This window comes from Enterobacter sp. J49 (assembly GCF_002148625.1).
GTDB classification, from domain to species: domain Bacteria; phylum Pseudomonadota; class Gammaproteobacteria; order Enterobacterales; family Enterobacteriaceae; genus Enterobacter; species Enterobacter ludwigii.
Genome location: NZ_MWPY01000037.1, coordinates 711,316 through 727,435, shown reverse-complemented (window position 1 = coordinate 727,435; position 16,120 = coordinate 711,316). Strand labels below are relative to the sequence as shown.

Annotated in this window: 16 protein-coding genes; 8 read left to right on the top strand and 8 right to left on the bottom strand. The window is 55.8% G+C overall.

The genetic code is table 11. The features are described from left to right. Positions 1-88: 88 nt before the first annotated feature. Genes minC through minE form a run of 3 tightly spaced genes read left to right on the top strand, consistent with a single transcriptional unit; the run spans position 89 to position 1,905 of the window. Positions 89-796 carry a septum site-determining protein MinC gene (gene minC / locus BJP35_RS21745; protein ID WP_020883433.1) on the top strand — a complete coding sequence of 236 codons (708 nt, stop codon included), beginning with the start codon at positions 89-91 and terminating at the stop codon, positions 794-796. A gap of 23 nt (positions 797-819) precedes the next feature. Further along, entirely contained in the window at positions 820-1,632 is an 813-nt protein-coding gene (minD, locus tag BJP35_RS21740) for a septum site-determining protein MinD (protein ID WP_014170584.1), read from the top strand. A 3-nt stretch (positions 1,633-1,635) separates the two neighbouring features. Continuing rightward, entirely contained in the window at positions 1,636-1,905 is a 270-nt protein-coding gene (gene minE / locus BJP35_RS21735; protein ID WP_008500504.1) for a cell division topological specificity factor MinE, read from the top strand. Positions 1,906-1,983: 78 nt separating this feature from the next. On the opposite strand, the gene rnd is transcribed toward minE, so the two are convergent. From rnd to BJP35_RS21710, 5 genes are all read right to left on the bottom strand, one after another. Next, positions 1,984-3,099, bottom strand: a complete 1,116-nt coding sequence (rnd, locus tag BJP35_RS21730) for a ribonuclease D (RefSeq protein WP_123266851.1) — start codon at positions 3,097-3,099, stop codon at positions 1,984-1,986. 83 nt (positions 3,100-3,182) lie between these two features. Then, positions 3,183-4,868, bottom strand: a complete 1,686-nt coding sequence (fadD, locus tag BJP35_RS21725) for a long-chain-fatty-acid--CoA ligase FadD (RefSeq protein WP_032669980.1) — start codon at positions 4,866-4,868, stop codon at positions 3,183-3,185. A gap of 202 nt (positions 4,869-5,070) precedes the next feature. Then, positions 5,071-5,652 carry a Slp family lipoprotein gene (locus BJP35_RS21720; protein ID WP_020883430.1) on the bottom strand — a complete coding sequence of 194 codons (582 nt, stop codon included), beginning with the start codon at positions 5,650-5,652 and terminating at the stop codon, positions 5,071-5,073. 37 nt (positions 5,653-5,689) lie between these two features. Beyond that, complete coding sequence (gene tsaB / locus BJP35_RS21715; protein WP_032678416.1) at positions 5,690-6,385, bottom strand: tRNA (adenosine(37)-N6)-threonylcarbamoyltransferase complex dimerization subunit type 1 TsaB; 696 nt, start codon at positions 6,383-6,385, stop codon at positions 5,690-5,692. A gap of 66 nt (positions 6,386-6,451) precedes the next feature. Then, positions 6,452-8,362 carry an ATP-dependent DNA helicase gene (locus BJP35_RS21710; protein WP_040017764.1) on the bottom strand — a complete coding sequence of 637 codons (1,911 nt, stop codon included), beginning with the start codon at positions 8,360-8,362 and terminating at the stop codon, positions 6,452-6,454. A gap of 131 nt (positions 8,363-8,493) precedes the next feature. On the opposite strand from BJP35_RS21710, the gene BJP35_RS21705 reads away from it, so the two are divergent. Continuing rightward, positions 8,494-8,838: a RidA family protein gene (locus BJP35_RS21705; protein ID WP_014170591.1), complete on the top strand. Its 345-nt coding sequence runs from the start codon at positions 8,494-8,496 to the stop codon at positions 8,836-8,838. A 6-nt stretch (positions 8,839-8,844) separates the two neighbouring features. Here the strand turns inward: BJP35_RS21705 and BJP35_RS21700 are convergent, their stop codons facing one another. Next, the gene (locus BJP35_RS21700; RefSeq protein WP_020883426.1) at positions 8,845-9,027 is read right to left on the bottom strand and encodes a YoaH family protein; all 183 of its coding nucleotides are present in this window, start codon (positions 9,025-9,027) and stop codon (positions 8,845-8,847) included. Between the two features lie 61 nt (positions 9,028-9,088). On the opposite strand from BJP35_RS21700, the gene pabB reads away from it, so the two are divergent. The 4 genes from pabB to BJP35_RS21680 all read left to right on the top strand — a co-directional run bounded on the left by pabB (position 9,089) and on the right by BJP35_RS21680 (position 14,309). Then, entirely contained in the window at positions 9,089-10,435 is a 1,347-nt protein-coding gene (gene pabB / locus BJP35_RS21695; protein ID WP_032678417.1) for an aminodeoxychorismate synthase component 1, read from the top strand. Positions 10,436-10,441: 6 nt separating this feature from the next. Beyond that, positions 10,442-11,020, top strand: coding sequence for a CoA pyrophosphatase (locus BJP35_RS21690; protein ID WP_032678418.1), 579 nt, complete (start codon positions 10,442-10,444; stop codon positions 11,018-11,020). 184 nt (positions 11,021-11,204) lie between these two features. Further along, on the top strand, positions 11,205-12,569 hold the full coding sequence (sdaA, locus tag BJP35_RS21685; protein ID WP_020883424.1) for an L-serine ammonia-lyase: 1,365 nt from the start codon (positions 11,205-11,207) through the stop codon (positions 12,567-12,569). 141 nt (positions 12,570-12,710) lie between these two features. Then, positions 12,711-14,309, top strand: coding sequence for an EAL domain-containing protein (locus BJP35_RS21680; RefSeq protein ID WP_086463556.1), 1,599 nt, complete (start codon positions 12,711-12,713; stop codon positions 14,307-14,309). Between the two features lie 6 nt (positions 14,310-14,315). On the opposite strand, the gene yoaE is transcribed toward BJP35_RS21680, so the two are convergent. Together yoaE and BJP35_RS24865 are read right to left on the bottom strand one after the other, a co-directional pair. Next, positions 14,316-15,875, bottom strand: coding sequence for a CNNM family cation transport protein YoaE (gene yoaE / locus BJP35_RS21675; RefSeq protein WP_047744833.1), 1,560 nt, complete (start codon positions 15,873-15,875; stop codon positions 14,316-14,318). Continuing rightward, a complete protein-coding gene (locus BJP35_RS24865; RefSeq protein WP_370874538.1) occupies positions 15,863-16,021 on the bottom strand; it encodes a hypothetical protein in 159 nt (52 codons plus the stop codon). Before BJP35_RS24865 ends, yoaE begins: the two co-directional genes overlap by 13 nt. Between the last annotated feature and the right edge of the window lie 99 nt (positions 16,022-16,120).

Genomic DNA, 16,120 nt, shown 5'->3' with positions numbered 1-16,120 from the left:
AATATACTCCTGACTATAACATGCCTGATACTCTTCGGAATATCGCAACGGCGGTGTTGCGGTTAATAGCAAATTGAGTAAGGCCAGGATGTCAAACACGCCAATCGAGCTTAAAGGCAGTAGCTTCACCTTATCAGTGGTACATTTGCATGATGCAAAACCCGAGGTTATTCGTCAGGCGTTAGAAGACAAAATTGCGCAGGCTCCCGCTTTTCTGAAACATGCCCCCGTCGTCGTGAATGTCAGTGGTCTGGATGCACCGGTTAACTGGAAACTTCTCCAGCAAGCCGTGGCCGCGACCGGGCTGCGTATCGTCGGTATCAGCGGCTGCAAAGATGCTGAGCTAAAAGCAGAAATTGACCGGGCGGGTCTGCCCATTCTGACCGAAGGCAAAGAAAAAGCCGCGCGTCCTGCCCCAGCGGCAGTCCAAACGCCCCCTCCTCCGGTGCAAAACGTTACACCTGTCACAAAAACGCGATTGATTGATGTGCCGGTTCGTTCCGGTCAGCGCATTTATGCACCAAACTGTGATCTGATTGTTACAAGCCACGTCAGCGCTGGCGCAGAGCTGATTGCAGATGGCAATATTCACGTATACGGTATGATGCGTGGGCGTGCGCTCGCGGGTGCAAGTGGTGACAGGGATGCGCAAATATTTTGTACTCATCTGACGGCGGAACTGGTGTCCATCGCAGGTGAATATTGGCTGAGCGACAAGATCCCAGCCGAATTTTATGGCAAAGCGGCTCGTCTGCGACTGGCAGACGACGCGTTGACCGTTCAACCGTTGAATTGATCCCTTTTTAACAAGGAATTTCTATGGCACGCATTATTGTTGTTACTTCGGGTAAAGGAGGCGTTGGCAAGACCACCTCCAGCGCGGCCATCGCTACTGGTTTGGCCCAGAAGGGAAAGAAAACCGTCGTTATCGATTTCGATATCGGTCTGCGTAACCTCGACCTGATCATGGGATGCGAGCGTCGCGTGGTCTATGACTTCGTGAACGTCATTCAGGGCGACGCCACACTGAACCAGGCGCTGATTAAAGACAAGCGCACCGAAAACCTCTACATCCTTCCGGCTTCTCAGACGCGTGATAAAGACGCCCTGACCCGTGAAGGCGTGGAAAAGGTGCTCGACGAGCTGAAAAAAATGGAGTTTGACTTCGTTGTCTGTGACTCCCCTGCCGGCATCGAAACGGGCGCCCTGATGGCACTCTACTTCGCTGATGAAGCCATCATCACCACCAACCCTGAAGTCTCATCCGTGCGTGACTCGGACCGTATTCTGGGGATCCTCGCCTCCAAATCGCGTCGTGCGGAAAATGGCGAAGAACCCATTAAAGAGCACCTTCTGCTGACCCGCTATAACCCGGGTCGCGTGAACAAAGGTGACATGCTTAGCATGGAAGACGTGCTGGAGATCCTGCGCATCAAACTGGTCGGCGTGATCCCGGAAGATCAATCCGTATTGCGCGCCTCTAACCAGGGCGAGCCAGTGATCCTGGATACAATGGCAGATGCAGGTAAAGCGTACGCGGATACCGTTGACCGTCTGCTGGGAGAAGAACGTCCTTTCCGCTTCATTGAAGAAGAGAAGAAAGGTTTCCTCAAACGCCTGTTCGGAGGATAAGTTATGGCATTACTGGACTTTTTTCTCTCGCGGAAAAAGAACACCGCCAACATCGCAAAAGAACGACTGCAAATCATCGTTGCGGAGCGTCGTCGTAGTGACGCCGAGCCACACTACCTGCCGCAGCTGCGTAAGGACATCCTGGAAGTGATCTGTAAGTATGTGCAGATTGACCCGGAGATGGTCACGGTGCAGCTGGAGCAAAAAGACGGGGATATTTCGATTCTGGAGCTGAACGTTACGCTCCCGGAAGCCGAAGAGTCACGTCCGTAGTTCGGGATTGTGTATCCCCGGTAAGCGTATGCCGCCGGGGAAATGTGCCGGGCATGTCAGCATGACCCGGCATTTTCATTATCGCGGATAACCTTCCAGCACAGTATTCAGGCGATCGGCCATCAATTCCCCGCGCCAGCCCGCCATCATTTCCGGCAAACCATTCTGAGGTTTCAGCTTCCAGTGCCAGTTCAGCAGCTGGTTAATCTGACGGCGTGACGCCAGCAGTTCCGCGCCCAGTTTGCTTTGCGTCGCGACGTCCTGCACCAGCGCTTTGATATCCTTGAACGCCTTGCGATAGCCCGGCATATCCATCAGATTCAGCAGTGGCTCCGGCAGTGCTTCGTCCGGCATTTCCTGCGCTTTTGCCACCAGCGCAAGCAGGGTTTTACCGTGGAAACGGATCTCGCTGCCGGAAAGCCCGATGCTGTCCAGTTCGCCCATGCTGCCCGGCATATACCGCGCGACCGCCCAGAGGTGTTCTTCGCGTACCACAAAGTTAACGGCCAGATCGCGCTCGCGTGCTTTACGCAAACGCCAGTCCGCTAACAGCTGCAGACACGCCAGCTGACGCGTACGCAGCTGCCAGGCGTTACTGATATCGCGCCAGGCCTCTTTCGGATCAACCACTTCCTGACGACGCTGCTGCGTCATTCGGCACTCATCCAGCGCGGCGGGCAACCAACCTGACGCTTCCGCCTCTTTCATCAGCTGGCCGGCAATCGGCAGGAGGTAAAACACGTCTGCCGCCGCGTATTCCAGTTGACGCTCGGTTAATGGGCGTGCCAGCCAGTCGGTGCGGGATTCGCTTTTATCCAGCGTCAGGCCCGTATACTCCTCAACCATGGCGGCAAAGCCCCATGAGAGCGGTCGATTACTGAAGGCCGCGAGGATCTGTGTATCAATCAACGGTTGTGGCATGACGCCAAAAGTATTCAAAAAGACTTCCAGATCTTCACTGCCTGCGTGCAGGTATTTCGTTACCGCAGTATCGAGCAGCAGGTCACGCATCGGCGTCCAGTCGGTAATGCCGAGCGGGTCGATCAGCGACACGTGTTTACCGTCGTACATCTGAATCAACCCCAGCTGCGGATAGTAGGTCCGGGTGCGGACAAACTCGGTATCCAGGGCAATGGCAGGAAAGTCGCGCGTCACTTCGCACAGCGAAGCCAGCTCGTCGTTGGTCGTGATCATCTGGTAATTCAAAACGGATTCTCTTTTGTTTGCGCCCATAAAAAACGCCGGCTTAACCGGCGTCTGGGCGATTAGCGTGAAGCTCAGGCCTTATTGTCTACTTTGCCACGGGCTTCGTCACGTAATTCTCGTCGTAATATCTTTCCGACATTCGATTTCGGCAGTTCCTCGCGAAACTCAACCAGCTTCGGCACCTTGTAGCCGGTCAGTTGACGACGACAGAAGGTGATCAGCGCCTCCTCCGTAAGAGAAGGATCTTTTTTGACCACAAAAATCTTCACCGCCTCGCCGCTGCTCCCGGAAGGGACGCCTACGGCAGCCACTTCGAGCACGCCGCTGTGCTGCATCACCACATCTTCGATTTCATTCGGGTAGACGTTGAAACCGGAAACCAGGATCATGTCTTTCTTACGATCGACGATACGCAGGAAGCCCTCTTCATCCATCACGGCGATATCACCGGTGTGCAGCCAGCCGTCTTTGATAATTTCATCGGTCGCATCGGGACGTTGCCAGTAGCCCAGCATCACCTGCGGCCCTTTGACACAGAGTTCGCCCGGTTCACCTGGCGCCACTTCGTTATCGTCATCATCAACCAGTTTGGCTTCCGTCGACGGAACCGGCAGGCCAATGCTTCCGCTGTGATAGTCGATATCGTGCGGGTTCACACTGACCAGCGGGGCGCACTCCGTCAGGCCATAGCCTTCCAGTAAATACTGACCCGTCAGTTTCATCCAGCGTTCGGCAACGGCCTGTTGAACCGGCATACCGCCACCCGCAGAGAGGTGCAGCGTGGAGAAATCGAGCTTCTGGAACTCTTTGTTGTTGAGCAGCGCGTTAAACAGCGTATTCACCCCGGTCATGGCGGTGAACGGATATTTCGCCAGCTCTTTCACCAGCCCCGGAATATCTCGCGGGTTCGTGATCAATACGTTTTGACCGCCCAGCTCAATAAACAGCAGACAGTTCATGGTCAGCGCGAAGATGTGATAAAGCGGAAGCGCGGTGATCACCAACTCTTTTCCGTGGTGCAGCAACGGTCCGTAGGTGGCATTCACCTGCTCGAGGTTTGCCAGCATGTTACGGTGGGTCAGCATGGCGCCTTTAGCCACACCCGTTGTGCCGCCGGTGTACTGCAGAAACGCGAGGTCTTCTGATACCACTTCCGGTTTAACGTATTGCATGCGGTAGCCCGCCTGCAGCGCACTGCGGAAAGAGATCGCGTCCGGCAGGTGGTATTTCGGCACCAGACGTTTGATGTATTTGACGACAAAGTTAACCAGTGTCCCTTTGGCGGTAGAGAGTTGATCCCCCATACGCGTCAGGATGACGTGTTTGACCTGGGTTTTGTCGACCACTTTTTCCAGCGTGTGGGCAAAGTTAGAGACAATCACAATGGCGGCGGCACCGCTGTCGTTGAGCTGATGCTCCAGCTCCCGCGGCGTATACAGCGGGTTAACGTTGACAACAATCATCCCAGCACGCAGGACACCGAACAGCGCCACCGGGTATTGCAGCAGGTTCGGCATCATCAGCGCGACGCGGTCCCCTTTTTGCAGCCCCAGCCCTTCCTGCAGATAGGCGGCGAACGCCCGACTACGCTCCTCAAGTTTACGGAACGTCATGACCTCGCCCATATTCACAAAAGCAGGCTGGTCTGCGTAACGCCTCACCGAGTGTTCAAACAATTCAACCAGGGATTGATAACGGTCAGGATTGATCTCGGCAGGAACATCTGCGGGATAACGGTTAAGCCAAACCTTCTTCAATGCATCACCTCTGAAATGAGTGTTCGTCGTCATCACAACCCCGATAATAAACAGTTTGTTAACATTATATTAACTCAGCGTACCAGTTTATTAATTGTTCAGATTTAAGGTTGCGAAGCGCGTCACTCTTTTTTTTCGTTTTGTTCGTAAAAAACAGAGACAGCGGCTGAGCCGCTGTCTCTTTTCTAGCAATTACAGGGAGTTACTCAGTAACGATTGTCTGAACCTGTGCAGGCCCCGGGTTATACCAGCCCCAGCCCGGGTAGCCATACCGATAAGGATGTGGACCCCACATCCACGGATCCATCGGCTGAGGTGGCATGATGACCTGCTGTGTCAGCCGCCAGCGCTTATACCCGTTGACCTGCATGGTCATAAATTTATACGGCGTGTTGCCGACTTTGCCCTCTACCGAACCGGTAATCGGGCCGACGACGGTGACCAGCTGTCCGCGAAAATCGACCGGGTCGAGAAAACCGCCAACGTCGGCATAAATACGCCCGCGGGAAGGTTCGCCAAGGATCGGCCGCGCACCGCTATCCAGCGGAACGGTGGCAATCTCCAGACGGGTTTTCCCCTGCTGGTTTTGCACCTCGATAACCTTGCCGCCAAAGCGCGCTTCCTGGCCGACGTAAAGCTCAGGCGCATTCATCACGCGAACCAGATCCTGCTGTGGCGTGGGGCTGCTGCCCTTAATCGCATCAGGAACGGAAACGCATCCGCTCAGTGCTATGGCCACTGCGCCTGCCATAAAAAGGCGTACAACTTTAGTCTGAACCGCCATGATGCGACTCCTTTTTCTCAGTTCCTGTTACTGAGATTCATTCCCGGCCTGGAAGTTTCTTCCACGCGACGGTGTTTCGCAAATAAACCGGCTCCGCATGTTCAACGGCCACGGTTTTGCCCGCCTCAAGCAGTTGACAGGCGATGGGAAGCATATCCTCTGCGGCGGGTAGAAGCATGTTGCCGTCTGTCAGCGTGATCCCGGTGCCGTTAGCCATCTCTGGCCATGCCGGCCAGCCGGTGCCTACTGTCGCCCACTCGCCGGACAGCTGTTTCAGCCGCTCGGTCACCGCTTCCGGCTTGAGGACAGCCTCGGTCTCTTCACCGTGCCAGATGCCGTTTTCATCGCGGGTGTATTCTGCCCAGTAAACTTCTCCCATTCGGGCGTCAATGGCCGCCAGAACGCGCGTTGCCCCGGTCATGCGCCATGCGCCCTGCGCCATGGTTGCCAGCGTGGAAACACCGATCATCGGCAGTTCTGCGCCCAGCGCCAGCCCCTGCGCAATGCCAATTCCAATGCGTACGCCCGTAAAGCTGCCGGGGCCACGGCCAAAGGCCAGTGCGTCGAGGTTGGTTAAGGTGGTGTTGCCCCGGGTTAAAATCTCTTTAACCAGAGGCAGAATGCGTTGGGTGTGTTCTCGTGGGCACTCTTCGAAATGAGCAGAGATAGCACCGTCGTTCAACAGAGCAACAGAACAGGCCTCTGTCGCGGTATCAATAGCCAGAATTCGCATCAGTCGTCGCGCTCTCGCAATGGTCAGTCACAAAATGGCGCGCATCTTAGCATACTCACGGGCAAATTACTCCGCCGTTGGGTTTGCCAGGAAGCGAACCGCGCGTTTAATGTCCCGCGTGCGCGGCGCGGGTGGCAAGCTGGCAAGGAAGGTCGCACCGTAAGGGCGCATCACCAGCCGGTTATCGCATATGACCAGCACGCCGCGGTCGTCTGTGTCGCGAATCAGGCGTCCTACCCCTTGTTTAAGGGTGATCACCGCGTCCGGTAGCTGGACCTCATCAAAAGGATCGCCGCCGCGCAAACGGCAGTCTTCCATACGTGCCTTCAGCAGCGGATCGTCCGGTGAGGTAAACGGCAGTTTATCGATGATCACCAGCGACAGGGTATCTCCCCGCACGTCCACCCCTTCCCAGAAGCTGCTGGTGGCTACCAGCAGGGCGTTACCGGCACTGACAAACTGCTGTAACAGTTGCCCTTTGCTGGTCTCGCCCTGAAGCAGAACCGGCAAAGTCATGGTGGCGCGGAACTGCTCCGCCAGATCGCGCATCATCGCGTGGGAGGTGCAGAGCATAAAACAGCGGCCGTTGTTGGCCTCGATCATCGGCCTGAGCATTGCCGCCAGCAGGCGCGCCGCACCGGGCTGGTTAGGCAGAGGCAGATTACGCGGAACGCAGAGCAACGCCTGTTTTTCATAATCAAACGGGCTGGGCAGCAGCAGCGACTCCGCCTGTTCAATCCCCAGACGCCCGGTAAAGTGGTGTAGATCGTCATTCACCGAAAGGGTTGCCGACGTGAAGATCCAGCTTCCCGGTTTTTGCGCCATCACCTCTTTGAATTTATCCGCTACCGTCAGCGGCGTCAGGGCCAGCGTGAAATGGCGGGAGGTGCATTCATACCAGTAGCTGAACCCCGGCTGGTTTATCTCTTTCAGCCGTTTGAGGCGTGCCCGATAGAGCGTGGCGCGCTCAAAGGCGGCATCCAGCAGTGCGGAACGGCCGAGCGATAGTTTCGCCACGTCGTAACAAAGCTCAAGGGCATCATCGAGCAGCAACAGCGCGCGCTGGATATTTTTGTCTGCCAGCAGCTCACGCAGATTACCGCGATAGCCTGGCTCACCCAGTTGCAGGCGAAAATCCTGCGCACTTTGCGCCAGGCGGTCAGCACACTTCTGCAGCTGTTGGGTATCTTTTAACTCGGTGCGGTAGGCAATGGTGAAATCTTTCGCTAAGTCCTGCAGCTGGCGGCTGGAGAGCGACTGGCCAAAATACTGGCTGGCGATGTCAGGAAGCTGGTGGGCTTCATCGAAGATCATTACGTCCGCTTCCGGGATCAGTTCGCCAAAGCCGCTATCTTTAACCACCATATCGGCAAGGAAGAGATGGTGGTTGACCACCACGACATCCGCGTCCATGGCGGTTTTACGCGCTTTTACCACAAAACAATCTTTATACAGCGGGCAGTCGCTCCCCAGGCAGTTGTCGTTGGTACTGGTGACCAGCGGCCAGGCGGGAGAGTCTTCCGGCACGCTCGCGCAGGTGCTGATATCCCCCTCCTCCGTCTGATTGGCCCAGGCGCGAAGAATAATGACATCGCTGAGCGTCTGCACCGGCAGATCGCCGCCCGCCAGCGCCTGCTGCTCAAGCCGTTCAAGGCAGAGGTAGTTGGAGCGGCCTTTCAGCAACGCCAGGCGGCCTTTATACTTCAGGGCGTTGGCGACCGTGGGCAGATCGCGGCTGTAAAGCTGGTCCTGCAGCGCTTTAGACCCGGTGGAGATGATCACTTTCTTTTTAGCCCGCAGCGCTGGCGCCAGGTAGGCATAGGTTTTGCCCGTGCCGGTACCGGCTTCCACCACCAGCGGCTGCGCGGTGTCGATTGCGCGGGCCACGGCATGCGCCATCTGCCGCTGGGGTTCACGCGGTTTAAAACCGGGAATCGCCTGTGCTAACTGACCTTCTGGGGAAAAATCGTCTGCCACGTTGCTCTCTCACTGTATTTTTGCACAGGGATTATGTCAGCCCATCCTCTCCAGTGCCACCCCAAATAGTGACGAGGGGAACACAATATGGCAGTCTTGCCGACTGACATGAAAATAACGAGGAAACGTTTATGACAATTGTGCGCATTGATGCCGAAGCACGCTGGTCTGATGTGGTCATCCATAACCAGACGCTCTACTACACCGGTGTACCGGAAAATCTCGACGCAGATGCCTTCGAACAGACGGCGAATACGCTGGCGCAGATTGACGCCGTGCTGGAAAAGCAAGGCAGCGACAAATCACGCATTCTGGATGCGACCATTTTTCTTGCCAGTAAAGACGATTTTGCGGCGATGAATAAAGCCTGGGATGCCTGGGTTGTGGCGGGACATGCGCCCGTACGGTGTACCGTACAGGCGACGCTGATGAAGCCGGAATACAAAGTCGAAATTAAGATTATCGCGGCGGTTTAAGCCGGATTACTCCTCTTCATCATCCTCAAAACGCGCCACGATCCGCTCGCCGGTGTGGGTGGCGCGAAGTTCATTAGCAACTTGCGTGATCGCCTGTCCGCTGCTCATCCCCTGGGACATCAGTTCCTGAATACGCTCAACCGCTTTCTGCTGCTGGTCATGGCTCAGAGAAGGTAAACCTGCAAACATTGTCAACTCCTGCTAAATTATCCGCGCTAATTATTTCACGCTGCCCGGTAGTATGCCACACATGAACCCGTTACCCCCTACAGTCATTTCATTACCCTGGCGTTCAGACGCCGCGGAATTCTGGTTTGCCCGCCTCAGCCATCTTCCTTTTGCGATGTTGCTGCACTCCGGATATGCGGATCATCCCTACAGCCGCTTTGATATTCTGGTTGCCGACCCTCTGCAGACCCTAATTACACAAGGGAATGTGACTACGACGGGCGAAACGCAGTCAACGGACGATCCGCTGTCATTACTTCAGCAGGCGCTGGACGCGCTGGGCTTAACCGTTCCGCAAAATCCCGACCTTCCCTTCCAGGGAGGTGCGCTGGGCTTGTTCGGCTATGATTTAGGTCGCCGCTTCGAAACCTTGCCGGAGACTGCGCAGGACGACATTCCGCTGCCGGATATGGCGGTGGGGCTTTACGACTGGGCAATAATCGTCGATCACCACAAGCAGGCGGTCTCTCTGCTCAGCCATCAGGATGTGTCCGCCCGGCTTGCCTGGCTTGAGGCACAGGTCCCCGTCGCAACAGCGGATTTCCACCTGACCTCTGCGTGGCGCGCCAACATGACCGCGCAGGAGTACGCCGCGAAGTTTGAGCGGGTTCAGGGCTATCTGCAGAGCGGTGATTGCTATCAGGTCAACCTTGCTCAGCGTTTTCAGGCAACCTGTGAAGGCGATGAGTGGCAGGCATTTACCCGCCTCAACGCCAGTAACCGGGCACCGTTCAGTGCATTTCTGCGCCTGGAACAGGGCGCTATCCTGAGCCTCTCGCCCGAGCGTTTTATTCATCTTGCCGATGGCACTATTCAGACGCGACCGATTAAAGGCACGCTTCCCCGCCTGGCCGATCCTGTTGCCGACCGCCAGCAGGCGGAAAAACTGGCGGCCTCGTTAAAAGATCGCGCTGAAAACCTGATGATTGTCGACCTCATGCGTAACGACATTGGCCGGGTCGCTGTACCGGGAAGCGTGCGTGTCCCTGAACTGTTTGTCGTCGAGCCGTTCCCCGCGGTGCATCACCTGGTCAGCACCATTACCGCGCAACTGCCCGCCTCGCGCACGGCCTGCGATCTGCTTCGCGCCGCGTTCCCGGGAGGCTCGATAACCGGCGCGCCTAAAGTGCGGGCAATGCAAATAATCGATGAGCTGGAACCGCATCGTCGAAACGCCTGGTGCGGCAGCATTGGCTATATCAGTCTCTGCGGTACGCTGGATACCAGCATCACCATTCGAACGCTGACCGCCTGTAAGGGGAATCTGTACTGTTCCGCAGGGGGCGGAATTGTGGCTGATAGCCAGGTCGATGCGGAATATCAGGAAACCTTTGATAAAGTTAACCGTATTCTGAAACAACTGGAGTAATGACGGGTGGAAAAAGAGAACCTGACGCTGGATGATTTTCTGTCGCGCTTTCAGCTTTTGCGGCCCAACATGAGCCGCGAAGCCCTGAATCAACGTCAGGCAGCGGTGTTGATCCCGGTGGTCCGTCGTGAGCAGCCGGGTCTGCTGCTCACCCAGCGTTCGCCACATTTACGTAAGCACGCCGGTCAGGTCGCCTTTCCGGGTGGTGCCGTGGACAGTTCTGACGCCTCGCTGATTGCCGCCGCGCTGCGTGAAGCCCAGGAAGAGGTCGCCATTCCGCCTGAGGCGGTTGAGATCATCGGCGTGCTGCCGCCGGTCGACAGCGTGACCGGTTTTCAGGTCACACCGGTGGTCGGCATTATCCCGCCCGATCTGCAATATCACGCCAGCGTCGATGAAGTGTCTGCGGTGTTTGAGATGCCGCTGGAAGAGGCCCTTCGGCTCGGGCGTTATCATCCGCTGGATATCCAGCGTCGGGGTCATGCGCACCGGGTGTGGTTGTCCTGGTATCAGCATTATTTTGTCTGGGGCATGACGGCGGGCATCATTCGTGAACTGGCGCTGCAAATCGGCCTGAAGCCTTGACTATACTTTACATTCCACCCTCTTCTGCAAGGTTTGCGATCGGCGTCGCGCTATTAGCAAAACCATCGTTAACCATTAGTTTAATTCATGTGAATAGTTAAGCCGAGGTCGGTCTTCCCTCTTACACTATGCGCAGTTATAACATCGTTACTGGAACCCCGGTAACCCTGTCAGGAGTGTGAAAGTGATTAGTATATTCGACATGTTCAAAGTGGGAATTGGCCCTTCGTCTTCCCATACTGTTGGCCCGATGAAGGCCGGTAAACAGTTCGTCGATGATCTGGTCGAAAAAGGATTACTGGAAAGCGTTACCCGTGTCGCCGTGGATGTTTACGGCTCATTGTCATTAACGGGTAAAGGCCACCACACCGATATCGCCATTATTATGGGTCTGGCGGGCAATATGCCGGATACCGTAGATATTGATGCCATTCCGGCATTTATCCGCGACGTGGAAACGCGCGGCCGCCTGCTGTTGGCAAACGGTCAGCATGAAGTGGATTTCCCGCATGATGACGGCATGCGTTTTCGTAGCGATAACCTCTCCCTGCATGAAAACGGTATGCAGATCCACGCCTTTAACGGCGACAAAGTGATCTACAGCAAAACCTATTACTCCATTGGCGGTGGTTTTATCGTTGATGAGGAACACTTCGGCAAAGATACAACGGGTGATGTGAACGTACCTTACCCGTTCAAGTCCGCCAAAGAGATGCTGGACTACTGCCATGAAACCGGTCTGTCACTTTCCGGCATGGTGATGCAGAACGAACTGGCGCTGCACAGCAAAAAAGAGATTGAAGACTATTTTGCGAACGTGTGGCAAACCATGCAGGCCTGTATCGATCGCGGCATGAACACCGAAGGCGTATTGCCTGGGCCACTGCGCGTTCCGCGTCGCGCCTCTGCGCTGCGCCGTATGCTGGTCACCACAGACAAATTCTCTAACGACCCGATGAACGTGGTCGACTGGGTGAACATGTTTGCGCTGGCGGTGAACGAAGAAAACGCCGCAGGTGGCCGGGTGGTGACTGCACCAACGAACGGCGCGTGCGGTATCGTTCCGGCGGTACTGGCCTACTACGATCACTTTATTGAACCCGTAACGCCTGATATCTACATTCGCTACTTCCTGGCAGCAGGGGCGATTGGTGCGCTGTACAAGATGAATGCGTCTATCTCTGGCGCTGAAGTGGGCTGTCAGGGTGAAGTGGGCGTGGCCTGTTCTATGGCCGCGGCCGGTCTTGCAGAACTGCTGGGCGCCAGCCCGGAGCAGGTCTGTGTGGCGGCTGAAATCGGTATGGAACATAACCTCGGTCTCACCTGTGATCCGGTTGCGGGTCAGGTGCAGGTACCGTGCATTGAACGTAACGCTATCGCGTCGGTAAAAGCGATCAACGCCACGCGTATGGCCATGCGCCGTACCAGCGAGCCACGCGTTTCGCTGGACAAGGTTATCGAGACCATGTACGAAACCGGTAAAGACATGAACGCCAAATATCGTGAGACCTCCCGCGGCGGTCTGGCGATAAAGGTGCAGTGCGACTAACCGTTTCGCCTCAACGCCTCTCTCGCCCATCTTCCACGGATGGGCGAATTTTTATCCCTTTCTCGTCGACTTAATATTTCCCCACTACACTTGCTGTGTTGCCTCGGCTTTTGGTGCTGAAGGCGTATTGGGCGGCCTCCCATGCAAACAGCACAGAGGATCATAAAAAAGTATCGCCGAAAACGCGTCATCGTCTGCGTGATGGTTGCGCTTTTTACGCTCATCATTACGCTGGGTATACGCTTTATTTCACAGCGTAACGTAAATCAGCAAAACACCCTGAACTTTGCGGCGCACTCCGTCAACGTGCTGGATAACGTCTTATTGCCGCTGGAAAAAGGGCGCAGTCCGCTGCTGGCACTGGTCGGAGCGCCCTGCTCTCAGGCGCATTTAGTGTTACGAAAACAGGCAGCCTCACTGCAAACGGTGCGCTCAATTGCACTGGTCAAAGACGGTATCCTTTACTGTTCAAGTATTTTCGGCAATCGCGACGTCCCGTTGCGAGAGATTCAGCCTGCCCTGCCGTCCGCCGAAACAAAGCTGGTGCTCTCCACCGACAAATCCTTGCTTAAGGGAAGCCCGATCCTGATCCAGTGGTATCCGGTTTCTGATAGCGGAGAAGATGGGGTGATGCAGATTGTGAATATCGATCTCATCACTCGCCTGATGCTGGAGCCACAGCGCCCGCTTATCACCGACGTGGCCCTGACCGTAGGGGATAAATACCTGCGCTACGGTGAAAATGTCTCCGACTCGCTGACAATAAACGATGATGAGATGGTTCTGCGCCAGCAATCCAGCCATTTCCCGTTCACCATAACCGTCAGTGGCCCGGGAGCCAGCGAGCTGGCGTTGATATATTTGCCCTCTCAGCTGCCGCTGGCGCTGATGCTCAGTCTGCTGATGGGTTACGTCGCCTGGCTTGCGACCGCGAACCGCATGAGCTTTACCTGGGAAATTAACCTTGGCCTGGCCGCGCGTGAATTCGAGCTGTTTTGCCAGCCGCTGCTGAATGCCCGCACGCAGAAATGCGTGGGGGTGGAGATCCTGCTGCGCTGGAACAACCCCCGTCAGGGATGGATCTCCCCGGACGTTTTTATTCCGCTCGCCGAAGAGCACAACCTGATTATCCCCCTCACACGTTACGTCATTAACGAGACGGTGAGTCAGATTGGCTATTTTCCGGCAACGCCCGGCTTCCACATTGGCATCAACGCCGCCGCCAGCCATTTCCGACATGGAACGCTCATTCAGGACCTGAACCGCTACTGGTTCAGTGCGCATCCCACCCAGCAGCTGATTGTGGAGCTGACGGAGCGTGACGCGCTGCAGGACGTGGATTATCGCATTGTAAGAGAGTTGCACCGTCAGCGCGTGAAGCTGGCCATTGATGATTTTGGCACCGGCAATAGCTCACTCTCGTGGCTGGAAAAGCTGCATCCGGACGTGCTGAAAATTGATAAGTCTTTTACCAGCGCTATCGGCACTGATGCCGTGAACTCCACGGTGACGGACATCATCATTGCGCTCGGACAACGGCTTAGCATTGAGTTGGTGGCTGAAGGGGTAGAAACACCCGAGCAGGCGCGGTATTTGCGTCATCACGGGGTAGAGGTACTGCAGGGATTTTTGTTTGCACAGCCTATGCCGCTGAGGGAATTTCCGCAATGGCTGGCGGAGAGTTCGTCTCCGCCAGCACCGCGTAACGGGCATATCGTTCCGCTGATGCCGTTACGCTAGGCTCAGTTACTCTTCTTCGTCGTGGGCCGACTGCTCTTTAAAAATGCGCACCATATCGACGCGATAGTCATTCGCTTCGATTATCGTGATCTTCAGCGGAGGCAGTTCAATGATATCGCCGGTCCGCGGGATTTGTCCGTTAACGGCAATAACCAGCCCAGCCACGGTCGCAATGTCCTCTTCATCGTTGATGATGTTTTCCAGACCCAGCGTGTGCTGTAGCGCGTGCAGATCGGTGGTGCCTTTCACCAGCCAGCCGTCACCGTCGGAGACAATTTCCGGGGTTTCATCCGCATCCGGGAATTCACCGGCGATGGCTTCAAGCACGTCGAGCGGCGTCACCAGACCCTGCACCACACCAAATTCATTGGTGACGATAACAAAGCTACCGCGTGCGCGGCGCAGGACGCCAAGCAGGTTGATAGGATCCAGCGTTTCCGGCACCACAATCGCCGGTGATGCGGCGGCGACAGCTTCGACGTTAATCCCCTCTTCCAGCGCCACCAGCATCTCTTTCGCACGCACCACGCCGATGATCTCGTCCAGTTCACCCCGGCATACCGGGAACAGGCTATGCGGTGAAGAGAGCAACTGCTGGCGAATCTCATCAACGCTCAGGCGGGAATCGACCCAGCTGATTTCACCGCGCGGGGTCATGATGCCGCGCAACGAGCGGGAGGCCAGGGAGAGCACGCCGTTAATCATATAGCGCTCTTCTTCCACAAATGCCCCTTCCGGGACGGGAACCGGGTTACGGCTTTCATTGTCATTCTGCACGTTGACCTGACGGCGACCGCCCATCAGACGCAGAATCGCATCAGCCGTACGCGCACGCAGCGGCTGGGTAGACTGCTGCTTGATAAAGTTATGTCGTGCAATCTGGTTAAACAGCTCGATGAGGATCGAGAAGCCAATGGCTGCGTACAGGTAGCCTTTTGGTATATGGAAGCCAAAACCTTCCGCCACCAGGCTCAGACCAATCATCAGCAGGAAGCTAAGGCAGAGCACCACGACCGTCGGATGCTGATTCACAAAGCGCGTCAGCGGCTTAGACGCCAGCAGCATCACCGCCATCGCGATAACCACCGCAGCCATCATCACCGGGAGGTGGTTCACCATGCCGACAGCCGTGATCACCGCATCCAGCGAGAAGACCGCATCAAGCACCACGATCTGCAGTACCACGACCCAAAAGCTGGCATAGCCTTTACCGTGTCCATCATCGTGCTGGCGATTTTCCAGCCGCTCGTGAAGCTCTGTCGTCGCTTTGAAAAGCAGGAATATCCCCCCGAGCAGCATGATCAAATCACGGCCGGAGAAAGTGAAATCCATGACGGAAAAAAGCGGCTTCGTCAGCGTAACCATCCACGAGATCACGGACAGCAGTGCCAGACGCATGACCAGTGCCAGAGAGAGGCCGATCAGACGCGCTTTATCACGTTGTTTTGGCGGCAGTTTGTCCGCAAGGATGGCAATAAACACCAGGTTATCAATGCCGAGAACAATCTCAAGCACGACCAGCGTGAGCAATCCCACCCAGATTGACGGGTCCATTAAGAATTCCATGAAACGCTCCTGCTAACGGAATGACCAAACGGTGCCCCACTCAACGTGGGCAAAACAGAGGCAGACAGAGTCGATACGTGGCGAGGATCGCCGGTGAAACAGGCGCGGAATGGCCTGGAGGATGACTGACGTCGGTGACGGTCCATATAGTGGGCTTTAGCCCTATACTCCTGAACAATTAAACGGAGGCTAAACATATCAGAGACAATGCGTTTTTAGCAAAGATTTACGTTCCTTTGCAAAGA

Bases quoted from the DNA above. Each gene is read 5' to 3' on its own strand.
- minC (WP_020883433.1), top strand. From the start codon at position 89: ATGTCAAACACGCCAATCGAGCTTAAAGGCAGTAGCTTCACCTTATCA.
- minD (WP_014170584.1), top strand. From the start codon at position 820: ATGGCACGCATTATTGTTGTTACTTCGGGTAAAGGAGGCGTTGGCAAG.
- minE (WP_008500504.1), top strand. From the start codon at position 1,636: ATGGCATTACTGGACTTTTTTCTCTCGCGGAAAAAGAACACCGCCAAC.
- rnd (WP_123266851.1), bottom strand. From the start codon at position 3,099: ATGATCACGACCAACGACGAGCTGGCTTCGCTGTGCGAAGTGACGCGC.
- BJP35_RS21720 (WP_020883430.1), bottom strand. From the start codon at position 5,652: ATGGCGGTTCAGACTAAAGTTGTACGCCTTTTTATGGCAGGCGCAGTG.
- tsaB (WP_032678416.1), bottom strand. From the start codon at position 6,385: ATGCGAATTCTGGCTATTGATACCGCGACAGAGGCCTGTTCTGTTGCT.
- BJP35_RS21705 (WP_014170591.1), top strand. From the start codon at position 8,494: ATGACAATTGTGCGCATTGATGCCGAAGCACGCTGGTCTGATGTGGTC.
- BJP35_RS21700 (WP_020883426.1), bottom strand. From the start codon at position 9,027: ATGTTTGCAGGTTTACCTTCTCTGAGCCATGACCAGCAGCAGAAAGCG.
- pabB (WP_032678417.1), top strand. From the start codon at position 9,089: ATGAACCCGTTACCCCCTACAGTCATTTCATTACCCTGGCGTTCAGAC.
- BJP35_RS21680 (WP_086463556.1), top strand. From the start codon at position 12,711: ATGCAAACAGCACAGAGGATCATAAAAAAGTATCGCCGAAAACGCGTC.
- yoaE (WP_047744833.1), bottom strand. From the start codon at position 15,875: ATGGAATTCTTAATGGACCCGTCAATCTGGGTGGGATTGCTCACGCTG.
- BJP35_RS24865 (WP_370874538.1), bottom strand. From the start codon at position 16,021: ATGGACCGTCACCGACGTCAGTCATCCTCCAGGCCATTCCGCGCCTGT.